The organism is Cupriavidus sp. 21MJTG02-4, from assembly GCF_057798975.1.
Genome location: NZ_JBYOJP010000015.1, coordinates 66,301 through 93,094, shown reverse-complemented (window position 1 = coordinate 93,094; position 26,794 = coordinate 66,301). Strand labels below are relative to the sequence as shown.

Here is a 26,794-nt window from a genome sequence, read left to right as displayed (position 1 = left end):
CCGAAGGAAAACACCGCGATGACCTCCCCCGTGCTCTACCACGCCAGCGAAGGCGTAGCCACCATCACCCTGAACCGCCCTGAAGTCCTGAACGCCCTCAACGCCGACCTGCTGCGCGAACTGCGCGCTGCCGTCGAGCGCGCCGCCGACGATGACTCGGTGCGCGCCGTTGTGCTGACCGGTGCCGGCCGCGGCTTCTCGTCGGGCGCGGACCTGGCCGCGCGCCAGAATGCCGGCGGCGAGATGGCCGACTCCGGCGCGCTGCTGCGCGAGCGTTATCACCCGCTCATCCTCAAGCTGCGCGAGATGCCCAAGCCCGTGATCAGCGCCGTGAACGGCGTGGCCGCCGGCGCAGGCATGAGCATCGCGCTGGCCGCCGACGTGGTGCTGGCCGGGAAGTCGGCCTCGTTCCTGCAGGCGTTCTCGAAGATCGGACTGGTGCCCGATGCCGGTAGCACCTACTTCGTGCCGCGCTACGCGGGCGAAATGCGCGCCCGTGCGCTGGCCATCCTGGCCGAGAAGATCGATGCCGAGGAAGCCCAGCGCATTGGCCTGGTGTGGAAGGTCCACGCCGACGACGCGCTGCAGGCCGAAGCCAGCAAGATGGCCCACCACCTCGCCAATATGCCGACCCTCGCCTACGGCCTGATCAAGGCGTCGCTCAACGCCAGCCTGGGGAATGACCTGGCGGCGCAGCTCGAGCTGGAGGCGTCGCAGCAGTCGGTGGCCTGCCGCAGCGAGGACTTCCGCGAAGGCGTTGCCGCGTTCACGGGCAAGCGCCCGCCGCAGTTCAAGGGCCGCTGATCCACCTGTTGTCGCCGTATGCAGTACCCCCGGGATGACTATCCCGGGGCATCACGAAAACAACACAAGGAGACGCATCATGCTGGGCCTCATGCAAGACCGTCCGTTGTTGATTTCATCGCTGATCGAGTACGCGGCGGCGTACCACCCGCAACAGGAGATCATCTCGCGCACCGTGGAAGGCGGCACGGTGCGCAGCAACTACGACAAGGTGCATCGCCGCGCCAAGCGGCTCGCCAACGCGCTGGCCAAGCTGGGCCTGAGCGAAGGGGACCGCATCGGCACGCTGGCGTGGAACACGCACCGGCACCTGGAGATGTATTTCGGCGTGTCAGGCTCCGGCGCCGTGCTGCATACGGTCAACCCGCGGCTCTTCCCCGAGCAGATCGAATACATCGTCAACCACGCCGAAGACAGCGTGCTGTGCTTCGACAGCTGCTTCGCGCCGCTGGTCGCGAAGCTCGCGCCGCAGCTCAAGACCGTCAGGCACTACGTGGCCATGACCGATCCCGAACACATGGCGGTGCTGGCCGACGCGGGCATTCCCAACCTGCTCTGCTACGAAGACCTGCTCGCCGGCAGCAGCGAGGACTACGAGTGGCCCCAGTTCGACGAGCGCACCGCATCGTCGCTGTGCTACACGTCCGGCACCACGGGCAATCCCAAGGGCGTGCTGTATTCGCACCGCTCCACCGTGCTGCACAGCCTCAAGGCGAGCGGCTCCGACACCTTCGGCGTCAGCCCGGCCAGCAGCATCCTGATGATCGTGCCGCTGTTCCATGCCAATGCCTGGGGCCTGCCCTACGCGTGCGCGATGAATGGCGCAAAGATGGTGCTGCCGGCCCAGCATCTCGACGGCGAAAGCGTGTACCGGCTGCTGCGCGACGAGCGCGTGAACTATTCCACCGCCGTGCCCACGGTGTGGCTGATGCTGTTCCAGTACCTGGACGCCCACCCTGAGATCGATCCGCGCGAGCTGGCATTGCGCGTGGCTGGCGTGGGCGGATCGGCCGCGCCCGCGGCGATGATCGAGCGCTTCGAGAAGCAGTTCGGCGCGTCGCTGGTGCAGGGCTGGGGCATGACCGAGACCAGCCCGATCGGCGTGATCAACACGCTGCTGCCACAGCATGCCGGCCTCAGCGAGGCCGAGCAGCTCAAGATCAAGCTCAAGCAAGGCCGCGCGCTGTGGGGCGTCGAACTGCGCATCGAGGACGACGAAGGCCGCGCGCTGCCGCACGACGGCAAGGCCTTCGGCCGCCTCAAGGTGCGCGGGCCGTGGATCGCGTCGGGCTATTTCAAGGCCGAGCACGACGCGCTCGACAACGATGGCTGGTTCGATACCGGCGATGTGGCCAATATCGATCCCGAAGGCTATGTGCAGCTCGTGGACCGCGCCAAGGACGTGATCAAGTCCGGCGGCGAGTGGATTTCTTCGATCGACCTGGAAAACGCCACCATGAGTCACCCAGCCGTAGCCGAGGCCGCGGTGATTGGCGTGCCGCATCCGAAGTGGCAGGAACGGCCGCTGCTGATCGTGGTGAAGCGGCCCGATCAGGAAGTCACTGCGGCCGAACTGCTTGTCTTCCTGGCCGGCAAGGTCGTGCGCTGGTGGGTGCCCGACGACGTAGTGTTCGTCGATGCGCTGCCGCATACGGCCACCGGCAAGCTGCTCAAGCTGAAGCTGCGCGAGCAATACCGCAACTACGTGCTGCCGACCACGCGCGACGAGCGCACGGCGTAAGCCGCGCTGCCCGTGCCGTCGTAGCGGGCAGCCACCCCAACACTAAACCTGGACCGAAGGAGCCGCGCATGAGCGCCAGCAGCACCGACCGCATCATTGTGACCATCGAGGACGGCGTCGCCGATGTGCGCCTGAACCGCGCCGACAAGATGAACGCGCTCGATCCCGCCATGTTCGACGCGCTGATCGCCACCGGCGAACAACTTCGCGAGACCCCGGACCTGCGCGCGGTGGTGCTGTCAGGCGAAGGCCGCGCGTTCTGCGCGGGCCTGGACATGGAAAGCATGGCCGGCATGCTCGGCAATGGCGCGGGCGGTGACCCCGGCATTCGCCCGGGGCGTCTTGCCGCGCGCGCGCATGGCATCTCCAATCGACCGCAGTACGCGTGCATGGTGTGGCGTGAATTACCTGTGCCGGTGTTTGCTGCGGTTCACGGCGTGGCGTTCGGCGGCGGCCTGCAGGTGGCACTCGGCGCGGACGTGCGCTTCGTAACTGCCGACACGAAACTCTCGATCATGGAGATCAAGTGGGGCCTGGTGCCCGATATGGCAGGCATGGTGCTGACGCGTGGGCTGGTGCGCGCGGACGTGCTGCGCGAGCTGGTCTACACGGGCCGCGTGCTCACCGGCGTGGAAGCGTGCGAGTTGGGCCTGGCCACGCGCGTCGTGGAAGATCCGCGCGCTGCGGCGCTGGAAGCCGCGCGCCAGGTCGCGCAGAAGAATCCGCACGCGATTCGGGCCGCCAAGCGGCTGATGGAAGTGGTCGAGGGCGGCGACAACGCTGCCATCCTGATGGCCGAGTCGGTGGAGCAGGACAAGCTGGTCGGATCTCCGAATCAGCGTGAGGCGGTGCGGGCGAACCTGGAGAAACGTGCGCCGCGATTTGAGGCGGCGCAGAGCTAGGGTCGCCGGCGGCGCCACCATCCCGCGTAGATCACCAGATTGAGCACCAGCACAAACACGCCCAGCCATAGCTGTATGGCTGGGGTCAGCCCCGCCGGATAAATCACCGGCAACAAATACCGCTCGACAAACCCGCCGCCATATCCAGCCTCCCCCGCCGCGCGGCGCAACGCGTTCTCCAGCGGCGTCAGCGGACAAACCCGCCCCGACCACTCCACGAACACACCCCATGCTGCCGCCGGCAGATGTACCCACGCCACGCGAGGCCAGCGAAACAGCAGCAGCGCGCCACCCACCACGAACGCAATGAACAGGAAGTGGATCACGACCACCAGGTCCGCCAGCCACCCCGCCATCGCGTGCTCCCGTCTAACAGTCAGCCGCTGCGCCCGGTCCAGTAACCCGGCAGCGCGAACTGCGTCTTCAGGTGCTCGATGAAGAAGCGGATCTTGGCCGGCACCGGACGCTGCTGCGGGTACACGGCAAGGATGTCGTAGTCCGGCAACGCGTACTCGTCGAGCACCGTGACCAGCTCGCCGCTTTCCAGTTGCGGCAGGATCTCCCACGTCGAGCGCCAGCCCAGGCCCAGGTGCTCGCCAGTCCAGCGGTGCAGCAGCTCGCCGTCGTTGCAGTCGAGGTTGCCGTTGACACGCACCGTCACGGTCTTGCCGTTTTGCTGGAAGTACCAGCCGCGCTGCTGGCCGCCCTGCAGGTTGAAGGCCAGGCAGTTGTGGTGTTGCAGGTCGTCGAGCGTGAGCGGGACGCCATGTTTCGCGAAATAGCCGGGCGTACCGCATACCACGCGCTTGTTCGTGGCGAGCTTGATCGCGACGAAGTTCGGGTCGATGGCGCCGCCGATGCGGATGCCCACGTCATACCCTTCGCGCACCAGGTCCACCACGCGGTCGGTCAGGTTGAAGGAAATCTGCACTTCCGGGTTCGACGCCAGGAAGGCCGGCGCATGCGGCGCCACGTGCTTGCGCCCGAACGCGGCCGGGGCCGACACGATCAGGTGGCCGGTGGCCTTGTGCTTGCCCTCGGCGATCAGCATCTCGGCGCGGTCCAGGTCGGCCAGTGCCTTCTTGCACTGCTCCATGAACACGGCGCCCTGCTCGGTCACCACGATCCGGCGCGTCGAGCGGTGCAGCAGCTTGACGCCGATGCGCGCTTCCAGCGCGTTGATGCGGCGCCCGATCATCACGGGCGTGACGTCCTGGGTCAGCGCGGCGGCCGCCATGCTGCCGTGTTCGACCACGGCGATGAAGGCTTCTATCTGTTTGAGTTTGTCCATAGGGTATTGCGTCTCCTGCCCGCCATTGTGCGGCATCGGCGCGGCACTGGCACCTTGCCGGCACTTATGAAGCGGATCGGGACTTGCGCATGGTGGCCTGCGGCGCCTCCATCTGGCGAGCACAATGACGCACCTCGCGCACGAATTCCGCGCAAACGTGTGTCATCAGGTCCACCGAGCGGTAGACCAGGAACACGCGGAAATCAGGCAGCTCGTCCTGGATTGGCAGCGGCGTGAGCGCATCACGTACCAGTTGCAGCGGGCCGCCCGTGCCGAAGAAGACGAAGTCCGACCACATGCTGACCAGGTCGGTCTTGGTCGCCAGCTGCAGGCCGAGCAGGTTGGATGCGCTCTGCACCACGCGCTGCGGCATCTCCAGCCGGTGCAGGCGCATCAGGCTGGCCAGGGGGCTGCCGGCGTCGTCAACCGGATCCAGCACGAGCCAGTCCGCATCGAGCAACGGCCGCAGGCGTCGCGCGCGCCGCAGCGGGTGGCCGGTGCGCACGGCCAGCTTCATGCCGACCGAGAACAGCGGCTCCCATTGGAATGACGCCGATCCCGGTCCGCTGTTGGTGGAGATCAGCCCCAGGTCCAGGCGGCCTTCGCGCAAGCCTTCCTGGATCTGCTGCGGACGCAGTTCGAAGGCGCGCAGCGCCACGTTCGGAAAGCGCTGGCGGAATGCCGCCATCGCATCCGGCAGCGGCCCGCTCGACGCCACCGCCGTGAAGCCGATATTGAGTTCGGCCTCGGCATGGCCGCGGATCGACTCGATGTCTTCCAGCGCATGCCGCAGTTCCTGCTCCACCACGCTCGCGCGCTTGACCAGCGCCGCGCCATAGGCGGTCAGGCTCACGCCGCGTACCGAACGGGACATCAGCGTGACGCCCAGTTCGCGTTCCAGCTCCGCGATCGCCTTGGACAGCGCCGGCTGCGAGATATGCAGCGCGCGCGAGGCCTCGTGGATGCTCCCATGCTCGGCCACGGCCAGCAGGATGCGCAGTTGTTGCAGCTTCATCGGTCTCCTTGTTCTCGTGCGGCGTCCCGCGTGCCGTCCGGTGCGCCTTCATCGCGCGCACGTTGCTTTCCCGCCATCCCGCGCCGGCGCGGGGATCCGCCACCAGTTGGTAGTTGTCCCGATATCCGCGCGCCACCGGTTATGACGGTGATTCAATTTGGTTATCAGGATGAAAATATATGATTTTTTGTCCCGCCGCGTTTGCCTGAATACTTCGTCGCAGCCCTGGCCCACCCCACAGGCAGCGCGGCCCCCTCATCAGCCGGCACAGACCGGCCCCGCGCGCCTCCCACCGAACAGTTTGTGGAGACCGCATGAACGACACCACCCTCGCCGCGCGCACCGGCACGCTTGCCAAGCCGGCGCGCACGCAGAGCCAGTTCCGCCTGATTGCCGCCTGTTCCCTTGGCAATGCCCTGGAGATGTTCGACTTCACCGTCTACAGCTTCTTCTCGCTGCTGATCGGCAAGCTGTTTTTCCCGTCGGACAACCCCTACGGTTCGCTGCTGCTGGCCGTGGCGACCTTCGGCATCGGCTTCGTGATGCGACCGCTTGGCGGCGTCGTGATCGGCAGCTACGCCGACCGCCGTGGCCGCAAGAATGCCATGACGCTGACCATCGGCCTGATGGTGGCCGGCACGCTATGCATCGCACTGGCACCGCCATATGCGTCGGCAGGCGTATTCGGCTCGCTGATGATCCTGGCCGGCCGCCTGCTGCAGGGCTTTTCGCTCGGCGGCGAGATCGGTGCGTCGACCGCCATGCTGATGGAATCCGGCGGCGTGCGCGGCCGCGGCTGGCGCGTGAGCTGGCAGCTCGGCAGCCAGGGCATCTCGGCGCTGCTGGGCGCGCTGACCGGTGCGGCCCTTTACACGCTGCTGCCGACCGAATCGCTCGAAAGCTGGGGCTGGCGCCTGCCGTTCCTGGTGGGCCTGCTGATCGCGCCCGTGGGCCTCTACATCCGCGCCAACCTCGATGAAACGCACCAGGCCGACGCCCACGCGCCGAGCCCGCTCGGCGAGCTGTTCCGCCACCACTGGGCCACGGTGGTGAAGGGCATCCTGGCCACCACGGCCGGCACCGCAACGATGTACCTGGTGGTGTTCTTCATGCCGACGTACATGATCCGCGTGCTGAAGATGCCGCCGTCGCTGTCGTTCCTGTCGGGCTGCGTAACCGGGATCACCCTGACGGTGGTGTCGCTGATTGCGGGGCGCCTGGCCGACCGGCTAACGCATCGCAAGCCGCTGGTGGTGGCGTCGCTGGTGTTCAGCATGCTCGCCGTCTATCCCGCCTTCTGGCTGATCAACGCCTATCCGAGCGTGCCGCTGGTGCTGGGCCTGTCGGCGCTGCTGACCGCCGGCATCAACCTGGGCACCACGCCGATGTTCCTGATGATGCTGGAGATGCTGCCGGCCAGTGTGCGTGCCAGCGGGCTGTCGGTGATCTACAGCGTCGGCGTGACCGTCTTCGGCGGCTCGTCGCAATTCATCGTCACGTGGCTGCTCTCGCGCACCGGCAACCCGTTGTCGCCGGCCTGGTACATGCTGGTCTGCAGCGTCATTACCCTGATTGCCGTGCTGAGCATCCGCGAACGCCGCGCGCACTGATTCCCAACCTTCTCCCGGAGACCCATTCCATGACCCGCGCACCCACGCTCAAGCCGTTCCAGTACCTGCCGCACCTGCTGCCGAACATCCATATCGACGCGGAGACCTTCGTCGGCATCCGCCGCCAGATCCATGCGCAACCCGAGCTCGGCTTCGAAGTCGGCGTGACGAGCAAGCTGGTCGCCACAATGCTGGCCGCGTGGGGCTATGAGGTCCACACCGGCATCGGCAAGAGCGGCGTGGTGGGGCAGCTCAGGCGCGGCAGCGGCAAGCGCCGCCTTGGCATCCGCGCGGACATGGACGCGCTGCCGGTGGTCGAAGCCACCGGCCTGCCCTACGCCAGCCAGTTGCACGGCAAGATGCATGCATGCGGCCACGACGGCCACACGGCGATCCTGCTGGCTGCGGCCAAGGCGCTGGCCGACCACCCCGATTTCGACGGCACGCTGAACCTGATTTTCCAGCCCGACGAGGAAAACCTGTGCGGCGCGCGCGCGATGATCGGGGACGGGTTGTTCGAGCGCTTTCCGTGCGACGCGGTATTCGCGCTGCACAACATGCCGGGCGTGCCGGCCGGCACCTTCCGCGTGCTGCCGGGTCCGGTCAGTCTGTCGTCCGATGTAGCGGACGTCACCATCAAGGGCGTCGGCGGCCACGGGGCGATGCCACACCGTGCGCGCGACCCGATCGCGGCGTCGGCGGCGGTCGTCACCGCATTGCAGACCGTGGTCGCGCGCAATGTCGCGCCCGACGACACCGCCGTCGTGTCGGTCGGCTTTATCCGCGGCGGCGCTACGCACAATGTCATCCCCGAGTCCGTGACGATCGGGCTGAACGTGCGCGCGGCGCGTCCTGAAACGCGCGCGCTGGTGGAGCAGCGCATCCGCGAGATCGTGTCGCTCACCGCGCAGGCGCATGGCGTGGAAGCGCAGATCGACTATCGCCAGCTCACGCCGCCGATGGTCAATACCGAAGCGGAAACGCAGCTGGCGCAGCGTGTTTGCGCGGAACTGGTTGGGGCGGAGAACGTCGTCACGCAGGCGCCCAAGGGGCTGAACGGCAGCGAGGATTTCGCGTGGATGCTCAATGCGGTGCCGGGGTGTTATCTGATCCTTGGCAACGGTGAAGGAGAATTTGGGGGATGCATGGTGCATAACCCGGGGTACGACTTCAATGATGCGGTGTTGCCGCTGGGTGCGGCGGCGTGGGTGAGACTGGCGCAGACGTACCTGGTGGCGGACTGAACGGGCTTTTACTGCGCGGGAGCCGGCTCGCCTGAAGGCGCCGGCGCCGGCACCGCGCGCTGCGCCCCCACCCGCGCATTGATCTCCGCCGCCTCCCCCAGCACATGCGACAGCCGCCGCAGCGGCCGGCTGCATTGCACATGCACGTAGAGATAAAACGCCGCGCCAACCACCACCATCACGGCGTAAAGCCAGAGCAGCGATCCTTTCATCTCGGCCTGGTGCGGCAGCGGATGCAGTCCGCTGACCAGCACCAGCGCCGCGGGCGCCAGCGCAAGCAGCAGCCCCACGGTACGCGCCATCCCTTCCCATAGTCGCAGTTGCAGGGCGACGCGCCGTTGCCGCGCCTGAAGCTGCAGCGGATGAATCCGCCCCAGCCGGCGCAGCAGCGCGTTTTCGATGGCGCTGTCCAGGTCCATCTGGCCGGCCTGCCAGCGCAGCGGATTGCGCAGGATTGCCAGCACGCCCGGCAGGCGCATCAGGCCTGCCCCGGCATAGCACGCGGCACACAGCACCAGCAAGACCTCGGCCAGCCGGACCGACCAGGGCGCCAGCGGATGCTTCAGCACCAGGCGCCAGACAGCCAGCCCGCCGGCCACCAGCAGCGTTGCCACCAGCGTGACCACGAAACCCCTCCACAGACCCCGGGCGATCCGCGGCGTCCACGGCGCCGACCCGGCAGCGCTGACGGAGGCCGGCACGGGTGCAGGCGCGGGCGCGGTCGCCAGGGCCTCGAGCAGTTCGTAGGTGGACGGTAGCCGGGAGTACATGGCGCTGGGAAGGTGGTGTTCGAGTCGACGCGGCGGGGCGAATGCGCCATTGTCGCCGCAGCCGCGTAGCGCGGATAGCACTTCGCGTATCCAAATCATCACACGGCATCTCGAATCCCGGCACCGGCGGAGCCGGCGCCGACCGTCCGTCAGGCCTTCCAAGGCCACATTGCAAACTACAGGTATCGAATCAACTGATCTCGCTTCCCTTTATCCCACACCGGCTGCGGGAATAGGATCAACTCCAACGGAAAACCCACCCCAACTGGAGACAAAGATCATGGCAAAGATGAGAGCAATCGACGCGGCCATCGCGGTGCTGGAGAAGGAAGGCGTGACCACGGCGTTCGGCGTGCCGGGCGCGGCGATCAACCCGTTCTACTCGGCGATGCGCAAGTCGGGCAACATCAACCACGTGCTGGCCCGCCACGTCGAAGGCGCCTCGCACATGGCCGAGGGCTACACCCGCGCCGAGCCGGGCAATATCGGCGTCTGCGTCGGCACCTCGGGTCCCGCCGGCACCGACATGATCACCGGCCTGTACTCGGCCTGGGCCGATTCGATCCCCATCCTCTGCATTACCGGCCAGGCCCCGCGCGCCCGCCTGTACAAGGAAGACTTCCAGGCCGTCGACATCGAGTCGATCGCCAAGCCCGTGACCAAGTGGGCCGTGACCGTGCGCGAGCCGGCACTGGTGCCGCAAGTGTTCCAGCAAGCGTTCCACATCATGCGCTCGGGCCGTCCGGGTCCGGTGCTGGTCGACCTGCCGTTCGACGTGCAGGTGGCCGAGATCGAATTCGACATCGAGACCTACCAGTCGCTGCAGCCGTACAAGCCGGCCGCCTCGCGCGCCCAGATCGAGAAGGCCATCGCCATGCTCAACGCGGCCGAGCGCCCGCTGCTCGTGTGCGGTGGCGGCGTGATCAACGCTGACGCGGCCGACCTGATGGTCCAGTTCGCCGAGCTGGTCAACGTGCCGGTGGTGCCGACGCTGATGGGCTGGGGCGTGCTGGCCGACGACCACCCGCTGCAAGCCGGGATGGTCGGCCTGCAGACCTCGCACCGCTACGGCAACGCCACGCTGCTGGCTTCGGACTTCGTGATGGGCATCGGCAACCGCTGGGCCAACCGCCACACCGGCAGCGTCGACGTCTACACCAAGGGCCGCAAGTTCGTGCACGTCGATATCGAACCGACCCAGATCGGCCGCGTGTTCGGTCCGGACCTGGGCATCGTGTCGGACGCCAAGGCCGCGCTCGAACTGTTCGTTGAAGTCGCCCGCGAAATGAAGATGGCCGGCCGCCTGCCGTGCCGCAAGTCGTGGGTGGCCGACGTGCAGAAGCGCCGCCGCACCATGCAGCGCAAGAGCGATTTCGACAACGTGCCGGTCAAGCCGCAGCGCGTGTACCGCGAGATGAACCAGTACTTCCCGCGCGACGTGCGCTACGTCAGCACGATCGGCCTGTCGCAGATCGCCGCGGCGCAGTTCCTGTCGGTCAACGAGCCGCGCCACTGGATCAACTGCGGCCAGGCCGGCCCGCTGGGCTGGACCATCCCGGCCGCGATCGGCGTGAAGACTGCCTCGCCGGATTCGGACGTGGTGGCGATCTCGGGCGACTACGACTTCCAGTTCATGATCGAAGAGCTGGCCGTGGCCGCGCAGTTCAAGGTGCCGTACATCCACGTGGTGGTGAACAACTCTTACCTCGGCCTGATCCGCCAGGCGCAGCGCGGTTTCGAGATGGACTACTGCGTGCAGCTCGCGTTCGACAACGTCAACTCGCCCGAGCTGAACGGCTACGGCGTGGACCACGTCAAGGTGGTCGAAGGCCTGGGCTGCAAGGCGATCCGCGTGTTCAAGCCGGAAGACATCGCCCCGGCATTTGCCGAAGCGCGCGACCTGATGGCCGAGTTCTCCGTGCCGGTGGTCGTGGAAGTGATCCTGGAACGCGTAACCAATATCGCGATGGGCACCGAGATCGACAACATCAACGAATTCGAGCCGATCGAGGACCTCGAAGACATCGAAGAAGCGATCCTGAAGGAAGAAGTGGAAACGGCGTAAGCAAGCCTCCACACGCGGCGCGGGCAACTGGCCCGCGCCGTCGTCAGCGCCCCCTGTTTTGCAGCATCAAAGACAGCAGTAACGGCTCCGCACCGGCGGAGCGACAACCACAATTAAACCGGAGAGATTCATGACCAAACTTGCGGCAAACCTCACCATGCTGTTCAACGAAGTCGGTTTCCTCGACCGCTTCGAAGCCGCTGCGCGCGCGGGCTTCCGTGGCGTGGAATTCCTGTTTCCGTATGCGTTCCACGCGGACCAGATTGCGGACCGCCTGAACCGCTTCCAGCTCGACCTGGTGCTGCACAACCTGCCGGCCGGCAAGTGGGATGCGGGCGAGCGCGGCATTGCCTGCCACCCGGACCGCGTCGGCGAGTTCCAGGACGGCGTGGGCGAGGCCATCAAGTACGCCAAGGTGCTGGGCGTGCGCCAGCTCAACTGCCTGGTCGGCATCCAGCCGCAGAACGTGAAGCGCGAGCAGGCCCAGGAAACGCTGGTGGAAAACCTGCGCTTCGCCGCCAACGCGCTGGCCGCCGAGCATATCGACCTGCTGATCGAGCCGATCAATACCTTCGATATCCCGGGCTTCTTCCTGTCGCGCACGCAGCAGGCCGTGGACCTGATCAGCCAGGTCAACGCGCCCAACCTCTACGTGCAGTACGACATCTATCACATGCAGCGCATGGAAGGCGAGATCGCCAACACCATCAAGGCCAACCTGCCGAAGATCAAGCATGTGCAGCTGGCCGACAACCCGGGCCGCAACGAGCCGGGCACCGGCGAGCTGAATTACCAGTTCCTGTTCAAGTACCTGGACGAGATCGGCTACACCGGCTGGATCGGCTGCGAGTACAAGCCGAAGACCACGACCGAAGCCGGCCTGGGCTGGCGCGCCGCCCATGGCGTGCAGTAACGACGTGCAGTAACGGGTTACCGCACACGCTATCCATCACAGACTTAACATCCAATCGGAGACTAAAAACATGGCAAACCAACGCAATATCGGCTTTATCGGCCTGGGCATCATGGGCGCACCGATGGCGGGCCACCTGCGCGCCGCCGGCCACACGCTGTTCGTGCATGACGTCAACCCGGCGCCGCAATTCCTGGTCGATGCCGGCGTGACTGTTTGCACGAGCGCAGAGGAAGTCGCCAAGCGCGCCGACGTGATCGTCATCATGGTGCCGGACACGCCGCACGTCGAAGCGGTGCTGTTCAGCGAGAAGGGCGTTGCCGCCGCATTCAAGGCCGCCGGCAAGGAAGCCAGCTACAGCAAGATCGTGGTCGACATGAGCTCGATCTCGCCGATCGCGACCAAGGACTTCGCCGCGCGCATCAACAAGCTGGGCGCTTCGTACCTGGACGCTCCGGTGTCGGGCGGCGAAGTGGGTGCCAAGGCCGCGTCGCTGACGATCATGGTGGGTGGTCCGGAAGAGGCGTTCGACCAGGTCAAGCCGCTGTTCGAGCTGATGGGCAAGAACATCACGCTGGTGGGCGGCAACGGCGACGGCCAGACCACCAAGGTGGCCAACCAGATCATCGTCGCGCTGAACATCCAGGCCGTGTCCGAAGCGCTGCTGTTCGCGTCGAAGGCCGGTGCCGATCCGGCACGCGTGCGCCAGGCGCTGATGGGCGGCTTCGCCGCATCGCGCATCCTGGAAGTGCACGGCGAGCGCATGGTCAAGCGCACCTTCGACCCGGGCTTCCGCATCGAACTGCATCAGAAGGACCTGAACCTGGCGCTGCAGGGCGCCAAGGCGCTGGGCGTGGCACTGCCGAACACCGCGACCGCGCAAGAGCTGTTCAACACCTGCGCCGCGAACGGCTTCGGCAAGTCCGACCACTCGGCCCTGTGCCGCGCGATCGAGATCATGTCGAACCACGAGATCGCCAAAGCCAAGTAAGCGCTTCGCAGTACCTGCAGTACCTGTAGTTGCAGCAAACGCCGTCCCCTTCGCCCGGGGACGGCCTCAGTTTCAGTTCCCAGGATTCCCCATGCTCGACACCGAAACCAGCGCCGCCCTGCTGACCCCACAGCGTCCCAGCCTCCAGCCGCGCGCCCTGCTGCGCGACCTGTTCGATACCGCCGTGGCATCGGTCAGCGCCAGCCACTGCCTGCCCCCGCACCTGCCGCAGCCGCCGAAGGGCCGCACGGTGGTGATCGGCGCCGGCAAGGCCGCCGCCGCGATGGCGCAGGCGGTCGAGGGCCACTGGCAAGGCGAGCTGAGCGGACTGGTGGTGACGCGCTATGGCCACGGTGCCGACTGCAAGCGCATCGAAGTCGTCGAGGCCGCGCATCCGGTGCCCGATGAAGCGGGCGCCCGCGCCGCGCAGCGCATGGTCGAACTCGTGCAGGGCCTGACCGCCGACGACCTCGTGCTGTGCCTGATCTCCGGCGGCGGCTCCGCGCTGCTGGCCGCGCCCGCGCCCGGCATCTCGCTGGCCGACAAGCAGGCCATCAACAAGGCGCTGCTGCGCAGCGGCGCGAGCATCGGCGAGATGAACTGCGTGCGCAAGCACCTGTCCGCGCTCAAGGGCGGCCGCCTGGCGCTGCACTGCGCGCCGGCCCGCGTCGAGACCCTGCTGATTTCCGATATTCCAGGCGATGACCCGACGCTGATCGCCAGCGGCCCGACGCTGCCCGATGCGACCACGTGCGCCGACGCGCTCGCCGTCATCGCCAAGTACGGCATCGATGTGCCGGCCAATGTGCGCGCGCATCTCGAAAGCGGCGCGGGCGAAACGCCCAAGCCCGGCGATGCCCGCTTTGAAGGCCACCGCAGCGTGACGCTGGCCACCGCGCAGCAATCGCTCGAAGCCGCGGCGGCACGTGCGCGCGAACTCGGTTTCGAGGCGCACATCCTGTCCGATTGCATCGAAGGCGAGGCCCGCGACGTGGCCGTCGTGCATGCCGCGATCGCACGACAGATCGCGCAGCATGGCCAGCCGTTCAGCAAGCCTTGCGTGCTGTTGTCGGGCGGAGAAACTACGGTGACCGTGCGCGGCAAGGGCCGTGGCGGCCGCAATGCCGAATTTCTGCTGTCGCTGGCGGTCGCGCTCGACGGACTGCCCGGCGTGCATGCGATTGCGTGCGACACCGACGGCATCGATGGCTCCGAGGACAACGCCGGCGCCCTGCTCGCGCCCGACACGCTGACGCGTGCCGCGGCCCGCGGCCTGTCTGCCCGCGCACATCTGGAAAACAACGACGGCTACGGCTTCTTTGCCGGCGTGGACGACCTGATCGTCACCGAGCCGACCCGCACCAACGTGAACGACTTCCGCGCGATCCTCATCGTCTGAGCATCGCCACCAACCGAACCGCATTACCGGCGCGCCAACCATGGCGCGCCGTTCCGAGAATGGAAGAGGAGACATCATGAGACGCCAGCGCAAAGCCAAGATCGTTGCCACGCTCGGACCCGCGAGCACCGATATCGCGGTGATCCGACAACTGTTCGAAGCCGGGGCCGACGTGTTCCGCCTGAACTTCAGCCACGGCACGCATGAAGACCACCGCGCGCGTTACGACGCTGTGCGCCAGATCGAAGCCGAGACCGGCCGCCCGATCGCGATCCTCGCCGACCTGCAGGGCCCCAAGCTGCGCATCGGCGTGTTCGCCGCGGGCAAGGTGGCAGTGCGTGCCGGCGATCCCTTCGTGCTCGACAGCGATCCCACGCCGGGCGACGGCACGCGCGTGCATCTGCCGCACCCGGAACTGTTCCGCGCGGCGCAGCCCGGGCAGTCGCTGCTGATCGATGATGGCAAGGTGCGCCTGGCGATCGAAGCCGTGGCCAGCGGCAGCATCACCACGCGCGTGGTGAACAACGGCACGCTGTCGGACCGCAAGGGCGTGAACGTGCCCGACGCGGTCATCCCCATCCCGGCGCTGACCGAGAAGGACCGCAAAGACCTGGACTTCGCGTTGTCGCTTGGCGCCGACTGGATCGGCCTGTCGTTCGTGCAGCGCCCGTCCGACATCGTCGAAGCGCGCGAGATCGTCGGCACGCGGGCCGGCATCCTGTCGAAGATCGAAAAGCCGGCCGCGCTGCAGCAGCTTGAAGAGATCGTGCGCGTGTCGGACTCGGTGATGGTCGCACGCGGCGACCTCGGCGTGGAACTGCCGCCCGAGCGCGTGCCCGGCGTGCAGAAGCGCATCCTGCGCGTGTGCCGCCAGCTCGGCAAGCCCGTGGTGATCGCCACGCAGATGCTGGAGTCGATGATCGATTCGCCGGTGCCGACGCGCGCCGAAGCCTCCGATGTGGCAAGCGCGATCTACGAAGGCGCCGATGCGGTGATGCTGTCGGCCGAGTCGGCCAACGGCCGCTACCCGGTGCCGGCCGTGTCGATGATGAACCGCATCGTCACGGAAGTGGAACGCGACCCGCTCTATCGCAACCTGCTCGACGCCCAGCACGAAACGCCGCTGAACACGCGCCAGGACGCCATCTGCGCGGCGCTGCGCGAAGTCACGCAGATCATACGTGCCGCGGCGACCGTGACCTACACGTCGTCGGGCGCCACGGCGCTGCGCGCCGCGCGCGAGCGTCCGTGCGCGCCGATCGTCAGCATCACGCCGAACCTGGAGATCGCGCGCCGGCTGGCCATTGCATGGGGCATCCACTCGACCGTGAGCCCGGACGTGAAGAGCGTCGACGAGATGGTCGAAGCGGCCACGCGCGCCGCGCTGGTCGAAGGCTATGCCGCGCCCGGCGACCAGATCACAATTGCCGCCGGCATGCCGTTTGGCCAGGGCGGGACGACCAACCTGCTGCGTGTGGCCGAAGTCGGTGGCAATGCAGTGGCCCCGGTGGACGCCGCCCGGGAGGCCGCCACGGTCTGATCCGCTTTTTTGTAGTGGCCGGGGCACTTGCCGTGCCCTGGCGTTGCCAGTTGCCGCCCGCCACCCGCGAAGGCCTTCTCCAAGGCTGCGCGGGTGGCGTTTTTTTGGGTCTTCGGCGAATTGCGGAGCGTCGTTCTTGGCTGGCGCCGCTGTTTCGCCGGGGTAGCATCGACCGGGTTGTCGTGAACCGGACGGATGATGCGTCGTGGCTGCCATCCTGCACCCGAAAAACCGTCCCAACCGCATTGCTATACTTCAACGCAAAACCCTTCACCCAATCCCCGGAGCACCCCCCATGCGTCTCGATGACGAATCCGAAAGCCAGAACGTGGAAGACCGCCGCGGCGGCTTTGGCGGCGGCGGGTTCGGTGGTCCGAAGACGATTGGCATCGGCACGGTCATCATCGCCCTTGCCGCCTCTTACTTCTTTGGCATCGATCCCTCGGTCATCATGCAGGGCGCGTCGGTGCTGCAAGGCCAGCAGCCCCCCCAGCAGCATCAGCAGGCCAACCGCCCTCCGGCCAATGACCAGATGACGGTGTTCACGCGCAAGGTGCTGGGCAATACCGAGCGGACATGGGAGCACATCTTCGAGACCGAGCTGAACCGGCGCTACGATCCGCCCAAGCTCGTGCTGTTCTCGGGCGCGACGCCGACCGCGTGCGGCACGGGTCAATCGGCCATGGGTCCGTTCTACTGCCCCGGCGATCACAAGGTCTATATCGACCTGGCTTTCTATGACGAGCTGCGCCGGCGCTTTGGCGCGGGCGGCGATTTTGCGCAGGCGTATGTGATCGCGCATGAAATCGGCCACCACGTGCAGAACCTGCTGGGCGTCTCCGACAAGGTCGATGCCGCGCGCCGGCGCATGGGCGAGGCGCAGGCCAACCAGCTGTCGGTGCGCATGGAGTTGCAGGCCGACTGCCTGGCCGGCGTCTGGGCCGCCAATGCGCAGCGCGCCAACCAGCAACTGCTCGAACCCGGTGATATCGAGGAAGGCCTGAAGGCCGCCGCCGCCATCGGCGATGACCGACTGCAGAAGCAGTCGCAAGGCTATGTCGTGCCGGAAGCCTTTACCCACGGCACCAGCGAGCAGCGCGTGCGCTGGTTGCGCCAGGGCCTGACCACGGGCGATATCCGCAAGTGCGATACCTTCGCCGCGCGCCAGCCTTGACCCGGCCAGTGTGATGCGAACTTTGTTCGCCACGTAATGCTTGTCCGTTCCCGAGACACGGCGCGACGAATCGGACGCACGGACGCACGACCGCCACCGGATCGGATGCCGGAGTCAGCTTGTCATCATCAGGGGAAAAATCGCCTGCCCGGCGCAGAGAGAAGGAGGAGGAGGTCTGCCGGGCAGGCGGGAGAGAAAACTTGCGGCCACCGAAGGTGGCCGCTGCAGGTCCTGAAAGAACCCTGGCTAGTGCGTCAGACGCGATACCCGTAGAGCGAACCGTCGCCGGTGCGCGAGTTGTCGGTCGAGCTCGCGGAGATCTCGCCGCTAAATACCGCTCCGTCCGTATAAGGATTGAAGCGGTCCGTGCGCGCCCCGTCGGTGTACGGGTCGTAGCGGTCCTTGCGCGCGCCGTCGGTGTAGACGTCGTACTTGCCTTGCTTGGCGCCGTCCACATACGGGTCAAACTTGCCGGTGACACTGCGCAGTGCATCCGCGTAGACATCGAACTTGCCGGCCTTGCTGGTCGCGGCGGGGGCAGCCATCGCCGCGGCGGATGCAACCAACGCCGCTACCACGAACGCGCCACCAAGAATGCGTTTGGCGATCATTTCGGACTCCTTCAACTGATTTCGTCTTGCTTTGTGTGACCAGCTAATGTCTTGCCGCCACGCAATCTTTGTTGCGGTGCGAGCACGGACTGAAGCTTAGTCACTGGCCACGTCATCGGAAATGACGCTGCGACGAATGGTGAGTTGCTAGTCGTGAAACGACGGACTTGGTGACGAACGGCGTGTGTGGACCGCCATCCGCATGGTGCGCGCCCATGGGCACCGGGGGCCGTGCGGCCCCCGTTCCACAGGATCAAAGCGTGTACTGGCCGCTGGCCTCCGGCTGGAACGTGATCTCGGTGACCGTCACGTGCTGTTCGCGGCCATCGGGCATGCGGTAGCTGACGGTCTGCCCGGCGCGTGCGCCCAGCAAGGCGTGACCCACCGGCGACAGCACCGAGAGCCGGCCGGCATCGAAGTCGGCTTCGTCGGGGTAGACCAGCGTCCACTGGCGCGGCGCGGCGTCGCCTTGCAGCGCGCAGACCAGGCGCGAGTTCATGGTGACCACGTCGGTCGGGATCTCCTGCGGCGTCACGATGGCCGCGCGCGCGAGCAGTTCGTCGAGCATGTCGGCCATGTGGGCCGCGCCGGGGCGGCTGGCCATGCGCTCCAGGCGCGTGACGTCGAGTTCGGTCAGGTAGAGGGTCGTTGCGGTCGGGTTGGTGGCCGTCATGGCTAATCCTCCGTCAGGTGTCGGTGGCGGTCAGGTTAAGTCCGGCACGGCGACCGGACGGCATTTGCCGACGGACCATGCGGGAACATCAGGGAACAGTGAACGGTGAAGCGGTGAATCAGTGCCGGCGTTGCGGCGTCACGCGGCGCCGGCAAGGCGCATCGCAGTCACGCGGCAGACGTGAGACTCGGGCCCGGTTCGGCCCGGGCCCCTGGTAGTGGGACTGTCAGGCTGGGAACCGGGCGGGATCAGGCGGAGCGCTGACCCGGCGGCGGGGCGTCATGCGCGTGGCCAGTGCGGGGGCGCCGGCGCGCGCGCGTACCTGTCGCGCGGGGCGGGCAGGTACGGTGGGCAGCGAACGGCGGGCTGGCATGGCGGTCACGCGGATAACAGGAATCAGGATCAGGAAAGGGAACCCGGAACGGATCGCGGCAACGGCAAAACGTTGATCCGAAAATCCGGCAACAGGGCTTCGTTTGTCTCCGCACCGGCCTGGTGCAGGAACGGCCATCGTAGCACAGGCCACCGGCCGGCGCGGCGCGCCCGGTTCAGTGGGCGTGGCCAGTGGCGGGCGCGTGGCATTCGCACGGCGCGCCGGCCGCGGCCTGCTGCAGATTCTGCAGGATGCCGCATTCGCTGGCGGCCTGGTGCTGGTGATGACAGGTCTCGCGCAAGGCGCGCAGCTGGCTTTCCAGCGCTTCCAGCGCCACGCGCTGGGCGTGGATCTGTTCGATCTGGCGGTCCAGCAAGGCGTTGACATCGTCACAGTCCTGCGACGGATTGCGTTCGAAATCGCGCAGCCGGCGCACGTCCGACAGGCTCATGCCCAGCGAACGGCAGTGCCGCACGAAATTGAGCTGCATCAGGTGGGTGTCGCCGTAGCGTCGATAGCCGTTGGCCTCGCGCTGCGGGGCGTCGAGCACGCCTTCGCGTTCGTAGTAGCGGATGGTTTCAATATCGCAACCGCTATGCCGGGAAAGTTCGCCGATGCGCATGGAGCCGGAATCTCTGTAGTGACTACGGGGTTTTGCGTAGTCTAGCGCAGACCCGGCGAGCTTGCCGAAGCGTCCTTAGCGGCACCCGCAATGCCCCGCGCCTCGTCGCGCAGCGTCGTGGCGCGCGGCGCCAGCGCGGCGCGGATATGTTCGGCGGCCAGTTCGGGCCTGGCCGTGCCGCACATGAAGATATCCACAGCCGCGAAGCCGTATTCGGGCCACGTATGGATGCTGATGTGCGACTCCTTGAGCAGCAGCACGCCGGTCACGCCAAGTCCCGGCCCGAAGTGCTGGAAGCGCGCATCCACGGGCGTTGCGCCGGCCGCCCGTGCCGACGCGTACAGCACGCGCTCGACCAGCGCCGCGTCGGTCAGCAATGCCGGCGCGACGCCCTGCAGGTCGAGCAGCAGGTGGCGGCCGAGCACGGCCGGGCAAGGCAGTTGCGGTGCGTTCACGATGCGCGTCTCACTTGTGCCCGCCACCCGACGACCAGCTGCCGCCGCCGCTGCTGCCGCCCCATACGCGGCCCGAACCGCCCGAGCCGCCGGACTTGTAGTCGCTGCCCGACCCGAGGTTGTAGAACGTCGCACCGAACAGCACGATCAGGCCGTAGATCAGATAGAGAAGTCGCACGTCATCAGTCCTTGGCTGACCAGCGGCCCACCAGCCATAGCGGTACCCACAGCAGCAGCAATCCGAACACCAGCGTGATCCAGCCGCCGTCCTTCACCAGCGCCACCGGCACATTCAGGATGGCCAGCACAATCGCGTACCACTTCGCCGCCTTGCGGCAGAACGCCAGGTCGGCGTTGTCCGGCTTCTTGCGCAGGGCCACGCCCGGCTGCGCCGCTGCGGCGATCAGCGCCTTGTTTCGCGGGAACCACTGCGCCACCTGCATACGCGTGACCGGGTTCGAGCGTGTCCAGACGATCTCGGTCGCGGACGTTTCACGCGTGAGCCGCAGCGCCGGTTCGCCGAATTCCGTGAGCTGCGTGCTGTCGCCCACGCGCACGCGCCAGTTGAACGTGCCCGCGGCATAAAGGACCTCGCTGCGGTAGTCGAAGCCCTTGCGAAAGTCCTTGCCCTGCAACGTGGCCACGTCCGCCGAGGCCATGCGCGGCCAGGTGTCGAGCACGTCGACCTTGTCCCAGCCGCTGTCCTGCTCGACCAGCCAGAACAGGCCGCGCTCCTCGTTGAAGAGCAGGTATTCGACCCATGTCGACGCTTCGTCCTCGTCGTTGTCCGTGCATTGCATCAGGCCGAGGACGGCATAGGGCTTGCCGCCGATCTGGCCGATATCGCCCGGCGCCAGGCTGGTCTTCAGCGCCTCCAGCTCCTTGTGCCTTTCGAGCACGATAGCGGTGGAGGTGGTGCAATCGACCTCGCTGTGGCAGCTGCCGCAGACGACGAAGCTCGCCATGCCGGCGCGATAGGCAATCGGGCTGCCGCAGTTCGGGCACGCCAGCGATACCGCCTTGCCGCGATAGCGGTCCGCCGTGCGGCCGACCTCATCGGCGCCACGCAGCAGCTGGGCCTTGAGCTGGTCCAGCGTGACCAGCTGGCCCGTGTAGACGGCCGGCGGATAGCCGTCGGCATAGTCGAGCGTCAGGAAGCGGCCTTCGTCGCGGAAGTCGGCCACCTGCGCGGTCCAGCCCGTGCCGACGACGAATGGCAACTCGCCTTCGCCGCCCGTGCAGCGCGCAGTGCGCACATCGCCCGCGAGCCAGCGGCGCTTGTCGTAAAACAGGCTGTCGCCGGGGCGCAGCGACTCGAACTTCGGTGGCTTGTCGAATTGTTCGGCCGCGGCCAGTTCCGGCGATACGCGGCGCGTGAGCATGTATTGGCCCGATGCATCGGCCAGCCAGCCGTCGCTGCCATCGTCGAACAGCAGGTACCACTCGTTCCACAACCCGGCTTCATAACGCAGCTGGATGCGCCCGACCAGCGTGAAGCCCTGCCCCTGCCACTGGCCCGACGCGTGGAGCTGCAGCGGCGTGTAGTCTTCGAGCACGGCCGACATCTTGCCGACGTCCTTGACGGAGTCGGCGTCCTTGACCAGCGTGCTGTGGCAGTACTCGCATACCGCCATGACGGCGGCGGAGGAACGGAACGCGACCTCCGCGCCGCAACCGGGACAGTTGACCTGTTGCATGCAGCCCCGTCAGCCGACCAGCTTCTTCAGGATCTCCGCCTTGGCGCTGTCGAACTCGGCCTGGGTGATCAGCGTCTTGTCGAGCAGTTCCTTGAGCTTCTGCAGGCGCACGGCCGGATCTTCCGCAGCGGCAGCCGCGGCGGCGGGCGGTACCGCAGGGGCGGGTACGCCCGGCGCGCCCGCCGTGCCGGCCAGACCGCCGGCCATGGCCTGCCCCATCACCGCGCCCGCGGCCAGGCTGGCGCCCAGGCCGGCGACGCCGCCTTCATTCTGCGCAGCCAGCGGGATCGAACTGGCGACCTGGTACTGCGTGTACTTCGCCATGTCCCCCATCATGCCCATCGAGATGCGGGTGTCGATGGCTTTCTGCAGTTCTTCCGGCAGCGAGACGTTGGTGACCGCGAAATTGTCCAGCGCCACGCCGTAGCGCTCGAACTCCGGCGCCAGCCGCTCGCGGATCGTCTGCGACATCAGCGCCTGGTTGGCGGCCATGTCGAGGAACGGGAGCGACGACGCGCCGAGCGCGTTGGTCATGGTCGCGATCAGCAGGTTGCGCAGCTGCTCTTCCACTTCATCGCGCGTGTATTCGGCGCGCGTGCCGCTGATCTCGCTGTAGAACTTCGCCGGGTCCGCGACCTTGTACGAATACAGGCCGAACGCGCGCAGCCGCACCATGCCGAAGTCCGCGTCGCGGATGGTGATGGCTTGCGGCGTGCCCCACTTGCGGCCGATCTGCAGGCGCGTGCTGAAGAAGTAGACGTCGGACTTGAAGGGCGACTCGAACAGCTTGTCCCAGTTCTTCAGGTAGGTCAGCACCGGCAGCGTCTGCGTGGTGAGCTTGTACATGCCGGGCCCGAACACGTCGGCGATCTTGCCTTCGTTGACGAACACCGCCATCTGCGACTCGCGCACGGTCAGGCTGCCGCCGTACTGGATCTCCATGTCCTCCATCGGGTAGCGCCAGGCGAGCACGCCGTCGGTGTCCTCCGTCCACTGGAGGATGTCGATGAACTGCTTCTTGATGAAAGAACCGATGCTCATGTCAGGTCTCCTTGCGGCGTGGATGCGCGCGAAGCGCGGTTCAGGACAGGCAGGCCGCGTTGATCGCGCCCACGGTGACCGAGATGGTGCCCATCAGGGCGCCCATGCCGATATTGTCGGATTCGATGGCGGCGTCCATGTCGGGCAGCGCGCGCGTGAGGCCCGCGTAGACCAGCGCCTGGACCACCATGGCGCCGACCGCCCACATCAGGAACGTCGGAAAGGTGTCGTTATGCTGGATCGACGACGACAGCGTGAAGCAGAAACCCAGGATCGCGCCGCCGAGCGATAGCGCCGCTGCGATGTTGCCCTGGCGGATCAGCGCGAACTCGTGGAACGGCGTGATCCTGGTGTAGACTCCGACGAAAACGGCAAGCAGTACCAGGCTTGCCAGCAGGTGCAGGGCGTAGGCGTAGATCGGTTGCATGCTGTTTCCGTGGCGGTTGTCGACAGCGCCGGTGTCCGGTGACATGGAACCCTTGCCGGGCATGTCATGGGACATTTGACTACGATTGCGCCGGCAGCGCGCGAATGCGCCGCAAGTATATCCGCAGTCTCATCCGCTCGATCTCCCGATCCTCGCAAATTCCCCAGACCGCCGCCTGATGCGCGACCGTACCCTTGTCATTTCGGTGTTGATCGTGGCCTCCTGCGGGCTGGGCTACGAACTGATCGCCGGCGCCTTGTCCAGCTACCTGCTGGGCGATTCCATCCTCCAGTTCTCGTCGATCATCGGCTGCTACCTGTTCGCCATGGGTGTGGGCTCGTGGCTGTCGCGCTATGTGAAGGACGAGGACGTGCTCGCGCGCTTCATCGACATCGAGGTGCTGGTGGGCCTGCTCGGCGGCATCTCGGCGGCGCTGCTGTTCGTCGTATTCGCGTGGCTGTCGGCGCCGTTCCGCACGGCGCTGTATGCGCTGGTGTTCCTGACCGGCGTGCTGGTGGGCATGGAGATCCCGCTGGTCATGCGCATCCTGAACGCGCGCCGTGCCGAATTCAGTGACCTGGTGAGCCGCGTGCTGACGTTCGACTACCTGGGCGCGCTGGCGGTGTCGCTGGTATTCCCGCTGGTGCTGGCGCCGCGGCTGGGCCTGTCGCGCACGGGCTTCCTGTTCGGCATGCTCAACGCGGCGGTGGCACTCTACACCACGCGCCTGTTCCGCGACGAGCTGCCGCAGGTGCCGCTGCGCACGATGCGCGCGCTGGTCGTGATTGCGCTGCTCGGCGCGGGCTTTGCCGGCTCGGACCGGCTGACGCACTGGGCCGAGCGCGGGCTGTTCGGCGACGAGATCATCCATAGCGAATCGACGCCCTACCAGCGCCTGGTGATCACGCGCTGGAAAGACGACCTGCGTCTCTACATCAACGGCAACCTGCAGTTTTCCTCGCGCGATGAGCACCGCTACCACGAGGCGCTGGTGCATCCCGTGCTGCAGGCGCTGCCGTGGGCGCGCACGGTGCTGGTGATCGGCGGCGGCGACGGCCTGGCGCTGCGCGAGATCCTGCGTCATCGCAATATCGAACACGTGACGCTGGTCGACCTGGACCCGGCCATGACTACGTTGTTCTCGCACAGCGCACCGCTGCGCGCGCTCAACCGGGACTCGCTGCGCGACGCGCGGGTGACGGTGGTGAACGCCGATGCCGCGCAATGGATGGAGCAGAACGCGGACGTGTTCGACGCGATCATCGTCGACCTGCCCGACCCTTCCAACTTCGGCCTCGGCAAGCTGTACTCGGTGCCGATGTACCGGCTGCTGTCGCGGCATCTCGCGGAGAAAGGCTATGCCGTGGTGCAGTCCACCTCGCCTTATTATGCGCCGCGCTCGTTCTGGGGCATCGACGCGACGCTGCACGAGGCCGGCCTGCGCACCTGGCCTTACCACGCCTATGTGCCGTCATTCGGCGAATGGGGCTTCATCCTCGCCGGCAAGCGCGGCGACTACACGCCGCCTACGCACTACGACATGCCGATGCGCTTCCTGGATGCAGACAGCACCGCGCTGATGTTCCGCTTCCCGCCGGACATGGCGCCGCGCGCGGGCCACCCCAACCGGCTTAACGAGCAGTCGCTGGTGCATGACTTCGAGCGGGACTGGGGCAATGTCATCCGCTGATACGTCGGTGCGCGCACGGTGATGGATCGCCGCACGTTCCTGATCGGCGCGTCGGCCGCGCTGGCCGGCTGCGACAAGCTGGGCGATGCGTCGCGCCGCTTCCTGTCCGGTGTCGGCATGTACGAGCCCACGCCGGTCGTGCTGCGGCCCGGCATGGCACAAGGGCACGCCTTGCGCGACGCCGCGCAGTGGCCCAAGCCTGACGGCGAGCTACGCACGGATGTCGCGATTCTCGGCAGCGGTGCCGCGGGCCTTTCCGCTGCGTGGCAGCTCGCGCGCGCGGGCCTGCGCGATTTCATCGTCATCGATGGACCCGAGTTCGGCGGTAATACGGCGGCCGGGCAGTTTGGCGACCTCGGTTTTCCACGCGGCGCGCACTACCTGCCTCTGCCGTCGGCGGAATCGACCCATATGCGCGAGATGCTCGCCGACGTCGGCGTGATCGAGCAGGATCCGTTCAGCATGCGCCCGCGCTTCGATGAACGCGTGATCGTGCATGCGCCCGAAGAGCGCCACTTCCGCAATGGCCAGTGGCATGACGGCCTGCTGCCGACCGATGCCCTCGGTGCCGGCGAGAGCGAGCAGCATGCACGCTTCTTCGCGCGTATCGGCGAACTTCGCGACGCGCACGGCGATGACGGCCGCAAGGTCTTTGCGATCCCGCTCGCACTCGCTTCGCGCGACCCGAAGTGGACGGCGCTCGATGCACGCACCTTCCGCCAGTGGCTGCTGGACGAAGGCTTCACGTCGTCCACGTTGCACACGTATGCCGACTACTGCTGCCGCGACGACTACGGCGCGGGCCATGGTGCCGTGTCGGCCTGGGCGGGGCTGCACTATTTCGCCAGCCGCGGCGGCCATGCGCGGAACGCTGCGGATGGCGCCGTGCTGACCTGGCCGGACGGCTTGCACGGATTGGTGTCGAAGCTGACTGCACGCATCGACGCATTGACGGAGCGCGCGGACTGGCATCGTGCAGGCATGGCACTCAGGCTCGACGAATCGCGCGAGGGCGTGGACATACTCTGCACCGGCATGACGGATCGCGACGGCACCCCGCGCACCGTGCGCCTGCGCGCGCGCCGCGTGATCTGCGCGATGCCGCTGCACGTCGCCGCGCACCTGACGCCGCTCGCGCGCTTCGGCTTCGATCCGGCGCGCCATTTGCCGCCGCACGCGGCGTGGCTGGTGTCGAGCTTTTACCTGCGCGGCTTTCCCGGCGAGGCACCGGGCGTGCCGCTGGCCTGGGACAACGTCGTGCACGGCTCGCGTGCGCTGGGCTATGTGGTCGCGACGCACCAGCTGATCCGGCAGGCGCCGCCGGCGCGCACGGTCTTCACCGCCTATTGCCCGCTCGATGCCGCCGCGCTGGGCCGCCCGCTCCAGCCGGCCGAGGTGCGGCGCTGGCTGGCCGACGCAAGCGCAGCCGAACTGATGGACCATGCCGTGACCGACCTGCGCGAAGTGTACGGGCGTGGCTTCTGGCGCCACGCCGACCGGGTGGAGATCACGGCACGCGGCCATGCCATGGCGTCGCCGCTGCCTGGCTTCCTGGCCAACGCCGGCACGAACGCACTGCGTGCCGTGGAGGGTCCGATCCAGTTCGCGCACGCGGATCTGTCGGGCCTGTCGGTGTTCGAAGAGGCGGCCTGGTGGGGCACTCGCGCGGCCGCGCGCATCGTGGGCTAGCGCTCATTACGTCACCGCGCGCGCCATGACCATCCTGTAGAATTCCGGACACCTCCA

The 26,794-nt window shown here is 67.0% G+C and carries 25 protein-coding genes; 13 read left to right on the top strand and 12 right to left on the bottom strand.

Annotated features, from left to right (window positions below; genetic code table 11):
* The first annotated feature begins 18 nt into the window (after nucleotides 1-18).
* The 3 genes from AC3FKH_RS25780 (at nucleotide 19) to AC3FKH_RS25770 (ending at nucleotide 3,447) form a co-directional block, all read left to right on the top strand.
* Nucleotides 19-804 (top strand): enoyl-CoA hydratase-related protein, encoded by a 786-nt coding sequence (locus tag AC3FKH_RS25780; protein WP_488678560.1) that lies wholly within the window; start codon nucleotides 19-21, stop codon nucleotides 802-804.
* 79 nt (nucleotides 805-883) lie between these two features.
* Nucleotides 884-2,545 (top strand): long-chain-fatty-acid--CoA ligase, encoded by a 1,662-nt coding sequence (locus tag AC3FKH_RS25775; protein ID WP_488678559.1) that lies wholly within the window; start codon nucleotides 884-886, stop codon nucleotides 2,543-2,545.
* Nucleotides 2,546-2,613: 68 nt separating this feature from the next.
* Nucleotides 2,614-3,447 (top strand): crotonase/enoyl-CoA hydratase family protein, encoded by an 834-nt coding sequence (locus AC3FKH_RS25770; RefSeq protein WP_488678558.1) that lies wholly within the window; start codon nucleotides 2,614-2,616, stop codon nucleotides 3,445-3,447.
* Here the strand turns inward: AC3FKH_RS25770 and AC3FKH_RS25765 are convergent.
* The 3 genes from AC3FKH_RS25765 to AC3FKH_RS25755 form a co-directional block, all read right to left on the bottom strand.
* Complete coding sequence (locus tag AC3FKH_RS25765; RefSeq protein ID WP_488678557.1) at nucleotides 3,444-3,803, bottom strand: DUF2784 domain-containing protein; 360 nt, start codon at nucleotides 3,801-3,803, stop codon at nucleotides 3,444-3,446. The genes AC3FKH_RS25770 and AC3FKH_RS25765 overlap by 4 nt on opposite strands.
* A gap of 20 nt (nucleotides 3,804-3,823) precedes the next feature.
* Nucleotides 3,824-4,738: a LysR family transcriptional regulator gene (locus AC3FKH_RS25760; protein WP_488678556.1), complete on the bottom strand. Its 915-nt coding sequence runs from the start codon at nucleotides 4,736-4,738 to the stop codon at nucleotides 3,824-3,826.
* Nucleotides 4,739-4,802: 64 nt separating this feature from the next.
* A complete protein-coding gene (locus tag AC3FKH_RS25755) occupies nucleotides 4,803-5,753 on the bottom strand; it encodes a LysR family transcriptional regulator (protein WP_483730678.1) in 951 nt (316 codons plus the stop codon).
* Nucleotides 5,754-6,067: 314 nt separating this feature from the next.
* On the opposite strand from AC3FKH_RS25755, the gene AC3FKH_RS25750 reads away from it, so the two are divergent.
* Together AC3FKH_RS25750 and AC3FKH_RS25745 are read left to right on the top strand one after the other, a co-directional pair.
* Nucleotides 6,068-7,363 (top strand): MFS transporter, encoded by a 1,296-nt coding sequence (locus AC3FKH_RS25750; protein ID WP_488678555.1) that lies wholly within the window; start codon nucleotides 6,068-6,070, stop codon nucleotides 7,361-7,363.
* Nucleotides 7,364-7,392: 29 nt separating this feature from the next.
* Nucleotides 7,393-8,607 (top strand): M20 aminoacylase family protein, encoded by a 1,215-nt coding sequence (locus tag AC3FKH_RS25745; RefSeq protein ID WP_488678554.1) that lies wholly within the window; start codon nucleotides 7,393-7,395, stop codon nucleotides 8,605-8,607.
* Between the two features lie 8 nt (nucleotides 8,608-8,615).
* On the opposite strand, the gene AC3FKH_RS25740 is transcribed toward AC3FKH_RS25745, so the two are convergent.
* Complete coding sequence (locus tag AC3FKH_RS25740) at nucleotides 8,616-9,476, bottom strand: hypothetical protein (protein ID WP_488678641.1); 861 nt, start codon at nucleotides 9,474-9,476, stop codon at nucleotides 8,616-8,618.
* A gap of 181 nt (nucleotides 9,477-9,657) precedes the next feature.
* Between AC3FKH_RS25740 and gcl the strand changes: the two genes are divergently transcribed.
* From gcl to ypfJ, 6 genes are all read left to right on the top strand, one after another.
* Nucleotides 9,658-11,442, top strand: coding sequence for a glyoxylate carboligase (gene gcl / locus AC3FKH_RS25735; RefSeq protein WP_483709774.1), 1,785 nt, complete (start codon nucleotides 9,658-9,660; stop codon nucleotides 11,440-11,442).
* 130 nt (nucleotides 11,443-11,572) lie between these two features.
* Entirely contained in the window at nucleotides 11,573-12,355 is a 783-nt protein-coding gene (hyi, locus tag AC3FKH_RS25730) for a hydroxypyruvate isomerase (RefSeq protein ID WP_488678553.1), read from the top strand.
* 70 nt (nucleotides 12,356-12,425) lie between these two features.
* On the top strand, nucleotides 12,426-13,346 hold the full coding sequence (gene glxR, locus AC3FKH_RS25725) for a 2-hydroxy-3-oxopropionate reductase (RefSeq protein WP_488678552.1): 921 nt from the start codon (nucleotides 12,426-12,428) through the stop codon (nucleotides 13,344-13,346).
* Between the two features lie 91 nt (nucleotides 13,347-13,437).
* Entirely contained in the window at nucleotides 13,438-14,745 is a 1,308-nt protein-coding gene (locus AC3FKH_RS25720; RefSeq protein WP_488678551.1) for a glycerate kinase type-2 family protein, read from the top strand.
* A gap of 76 nt (nucleotides 14,746-14,821) precedes the next feature.
* Nucleotides 14,822-16,285 carry a pyruvate kinase gene (gene pyk / locus AC3FKH_RS25715; RefSeq protein WP_488678550.1) on the top strand — a complete coding sequence of 488 codons (1,464 nt, stop codon included), beginning with the start codon at nucleotides 14,822-14,824 and terminating at the stop codon, nucleotides 16,283-16,285.
* A gap of 295 nt (nucleotides 16,286-16,580) precedes the next feature.
* The gene (gene ypfJ / locus AC3FKH_RS25710; RefSeq protein ID WP_488678549.1) at nucleotides 16,581-17,459 is read left to right on the top strand and encodes a KPN_02809 family neutral zinc metallopeptidase; all 879 of its coding nucleotides are present in this window, start codon (nucleotides 16,581-16,583) and stop codon (nucleotides 17,457-17,459) included.
* 254 nt (nucleotides 17,460-17,713) lie between these two features.
* Here the strand turns inward: ypfJ and AC3FKH_RS25705 are convergent, their stop codons facing one another.
* The 8 genes from AC3FKH_RS25705 to AC3FKH_RS25670 all read right to left on the bottom strand — a co-directional run bounded on the left by AC3FKH_RS25705 (nucleotide 17,714) and on the right by AC3FKH_RS25670 (nucleotide 23,358).
* Nucleotides 17,714-18,070: a hypothetical protein gene (locus AC3FKH_RS25705; RefSeq protein ID WP_488678548.1), complete on the bottom strand. Its 357-nt coding sequence runs from the start codon at nucleotides 18,068-18,070 to the stop codon at nucleotides 17,714-17,716.
* Between the two features lie 253 nt (nucleotides 18,071-18,323).
* Complete coding sequence (rnk, locus tag AC3FKH_RS25700; RefSeq protein WP_488678547.1) at nucleotides 18,324-18,743, bottom strand: nucleoside diphosphate kinase regulator; 420 nt, start codon at nucleotides 18,741-18,743, stop codon at nucleotides 18,324-18,326.
* Between the two features lie 548 nt (nucleotides 18,744-19,291).
* Entirely contained in the window at nucleotides 19,292-19,738 is a 447-nt protein-coding gene (locus AC3FKH_RS25695) for a Cd(II)/Pb(II)-responsive transcriptional regulator (RefSeq protein ID WP_483709784.1), read from the bottom strand.
* Between the two features lie 41 nt (nucleotides 19,739-19,779).
* Nucleotides 19,780-20,193 (bottom strand): adenosylmethionine decarboxylase, encoded by a 414-nt coding sequence (gene speD / locus AC3FKH_RS25690; RefSeq protein ID WP_488678546.1) that lies wholly within the window; start codon nucleotides 20,191-20,193, stop codon nucleotides 19,780-19,782.
* 10 nt (nucleotides 20,194-20,203) lie between these two features.
* Entirely contained in the window at nucleotides 20,204-20,371 is a 168-nt protein-coding gene (locus tag AC3FKH_RS25685) for a hypothetical protein (protein WP_483730691.1), read from the bottom strand.
* A 4-nt stretch (nucleotides 20,372-20,375) separates the two neighbouring features.
* A complete protein-coding gene (locus AC3FKH_RS25680; RefSeq protein ID WP_488678544.1) occupies nucleotides 20,376-21,890 on the bottom strand; it encodes a DUF4178 domain-containing protein in 1,515 nt (504 codons plus the stop codon).
* A gap of 9 nt (nucleotides 21,891-21,899) precedes the next feature.
* Nucleotides 21,900-22,931, bottom strand: a complete 1,032-nt coding sequence (locus AC3FKH_RS25675; protein WP_488678543.1) for an SPFH domain-containing protein — start codon at nucleotides 22,929-22,931, stop codon at nucleotides 21,900-21,902.
* Nucleotides 22,932-22,971: 40 nt separating this feature from the next.
* Nucleotides 22,972-23,358, bottom strand: coding sequence for a DUF350 domain-containing protein (locus AC3FKH_RS25670; protein WP_488678542.1), 387 nt, complete (start codon nucleotides 23,356-23,358; stop codon nucleotides 22,972-22,974).
* 178 nt (nucleotides 23,359-23,536) lie between these two features.
* Here AC3FKH_RS25670 and AC3FKH_RS25665 point away from each other — a divergent pair, with 178 nt between their 5' ends.
* Both AC3FKH_RS25665 and AC3FKH_RS25660 read left to right on the top strand, forming a co-directional pair.
* A complete protein-coding gene (locus tag AC3FKH_RS25665) occupies nucleotides 23,537-25,048 on the top strand; it encodes a polyamine aminopropyltransferase (RefSeq protein ID WP_488678541.1) in 1,512 nt (503 codons plus the stop codon).
* 21 nt (nucleotides 25,049-25,069) lie between these two features.
* Entirely contained in the window at nucleotides 25,070-26,737 is a 1,668-nt protein-coding gene (locus AC3FKH_RS25660) for an NAD(P)-binding protein (protein ID WP_488678540.1), read from the top strand.
* Nucleotides 26,738-26,794 lie beyond the last annotated feature (57 nt).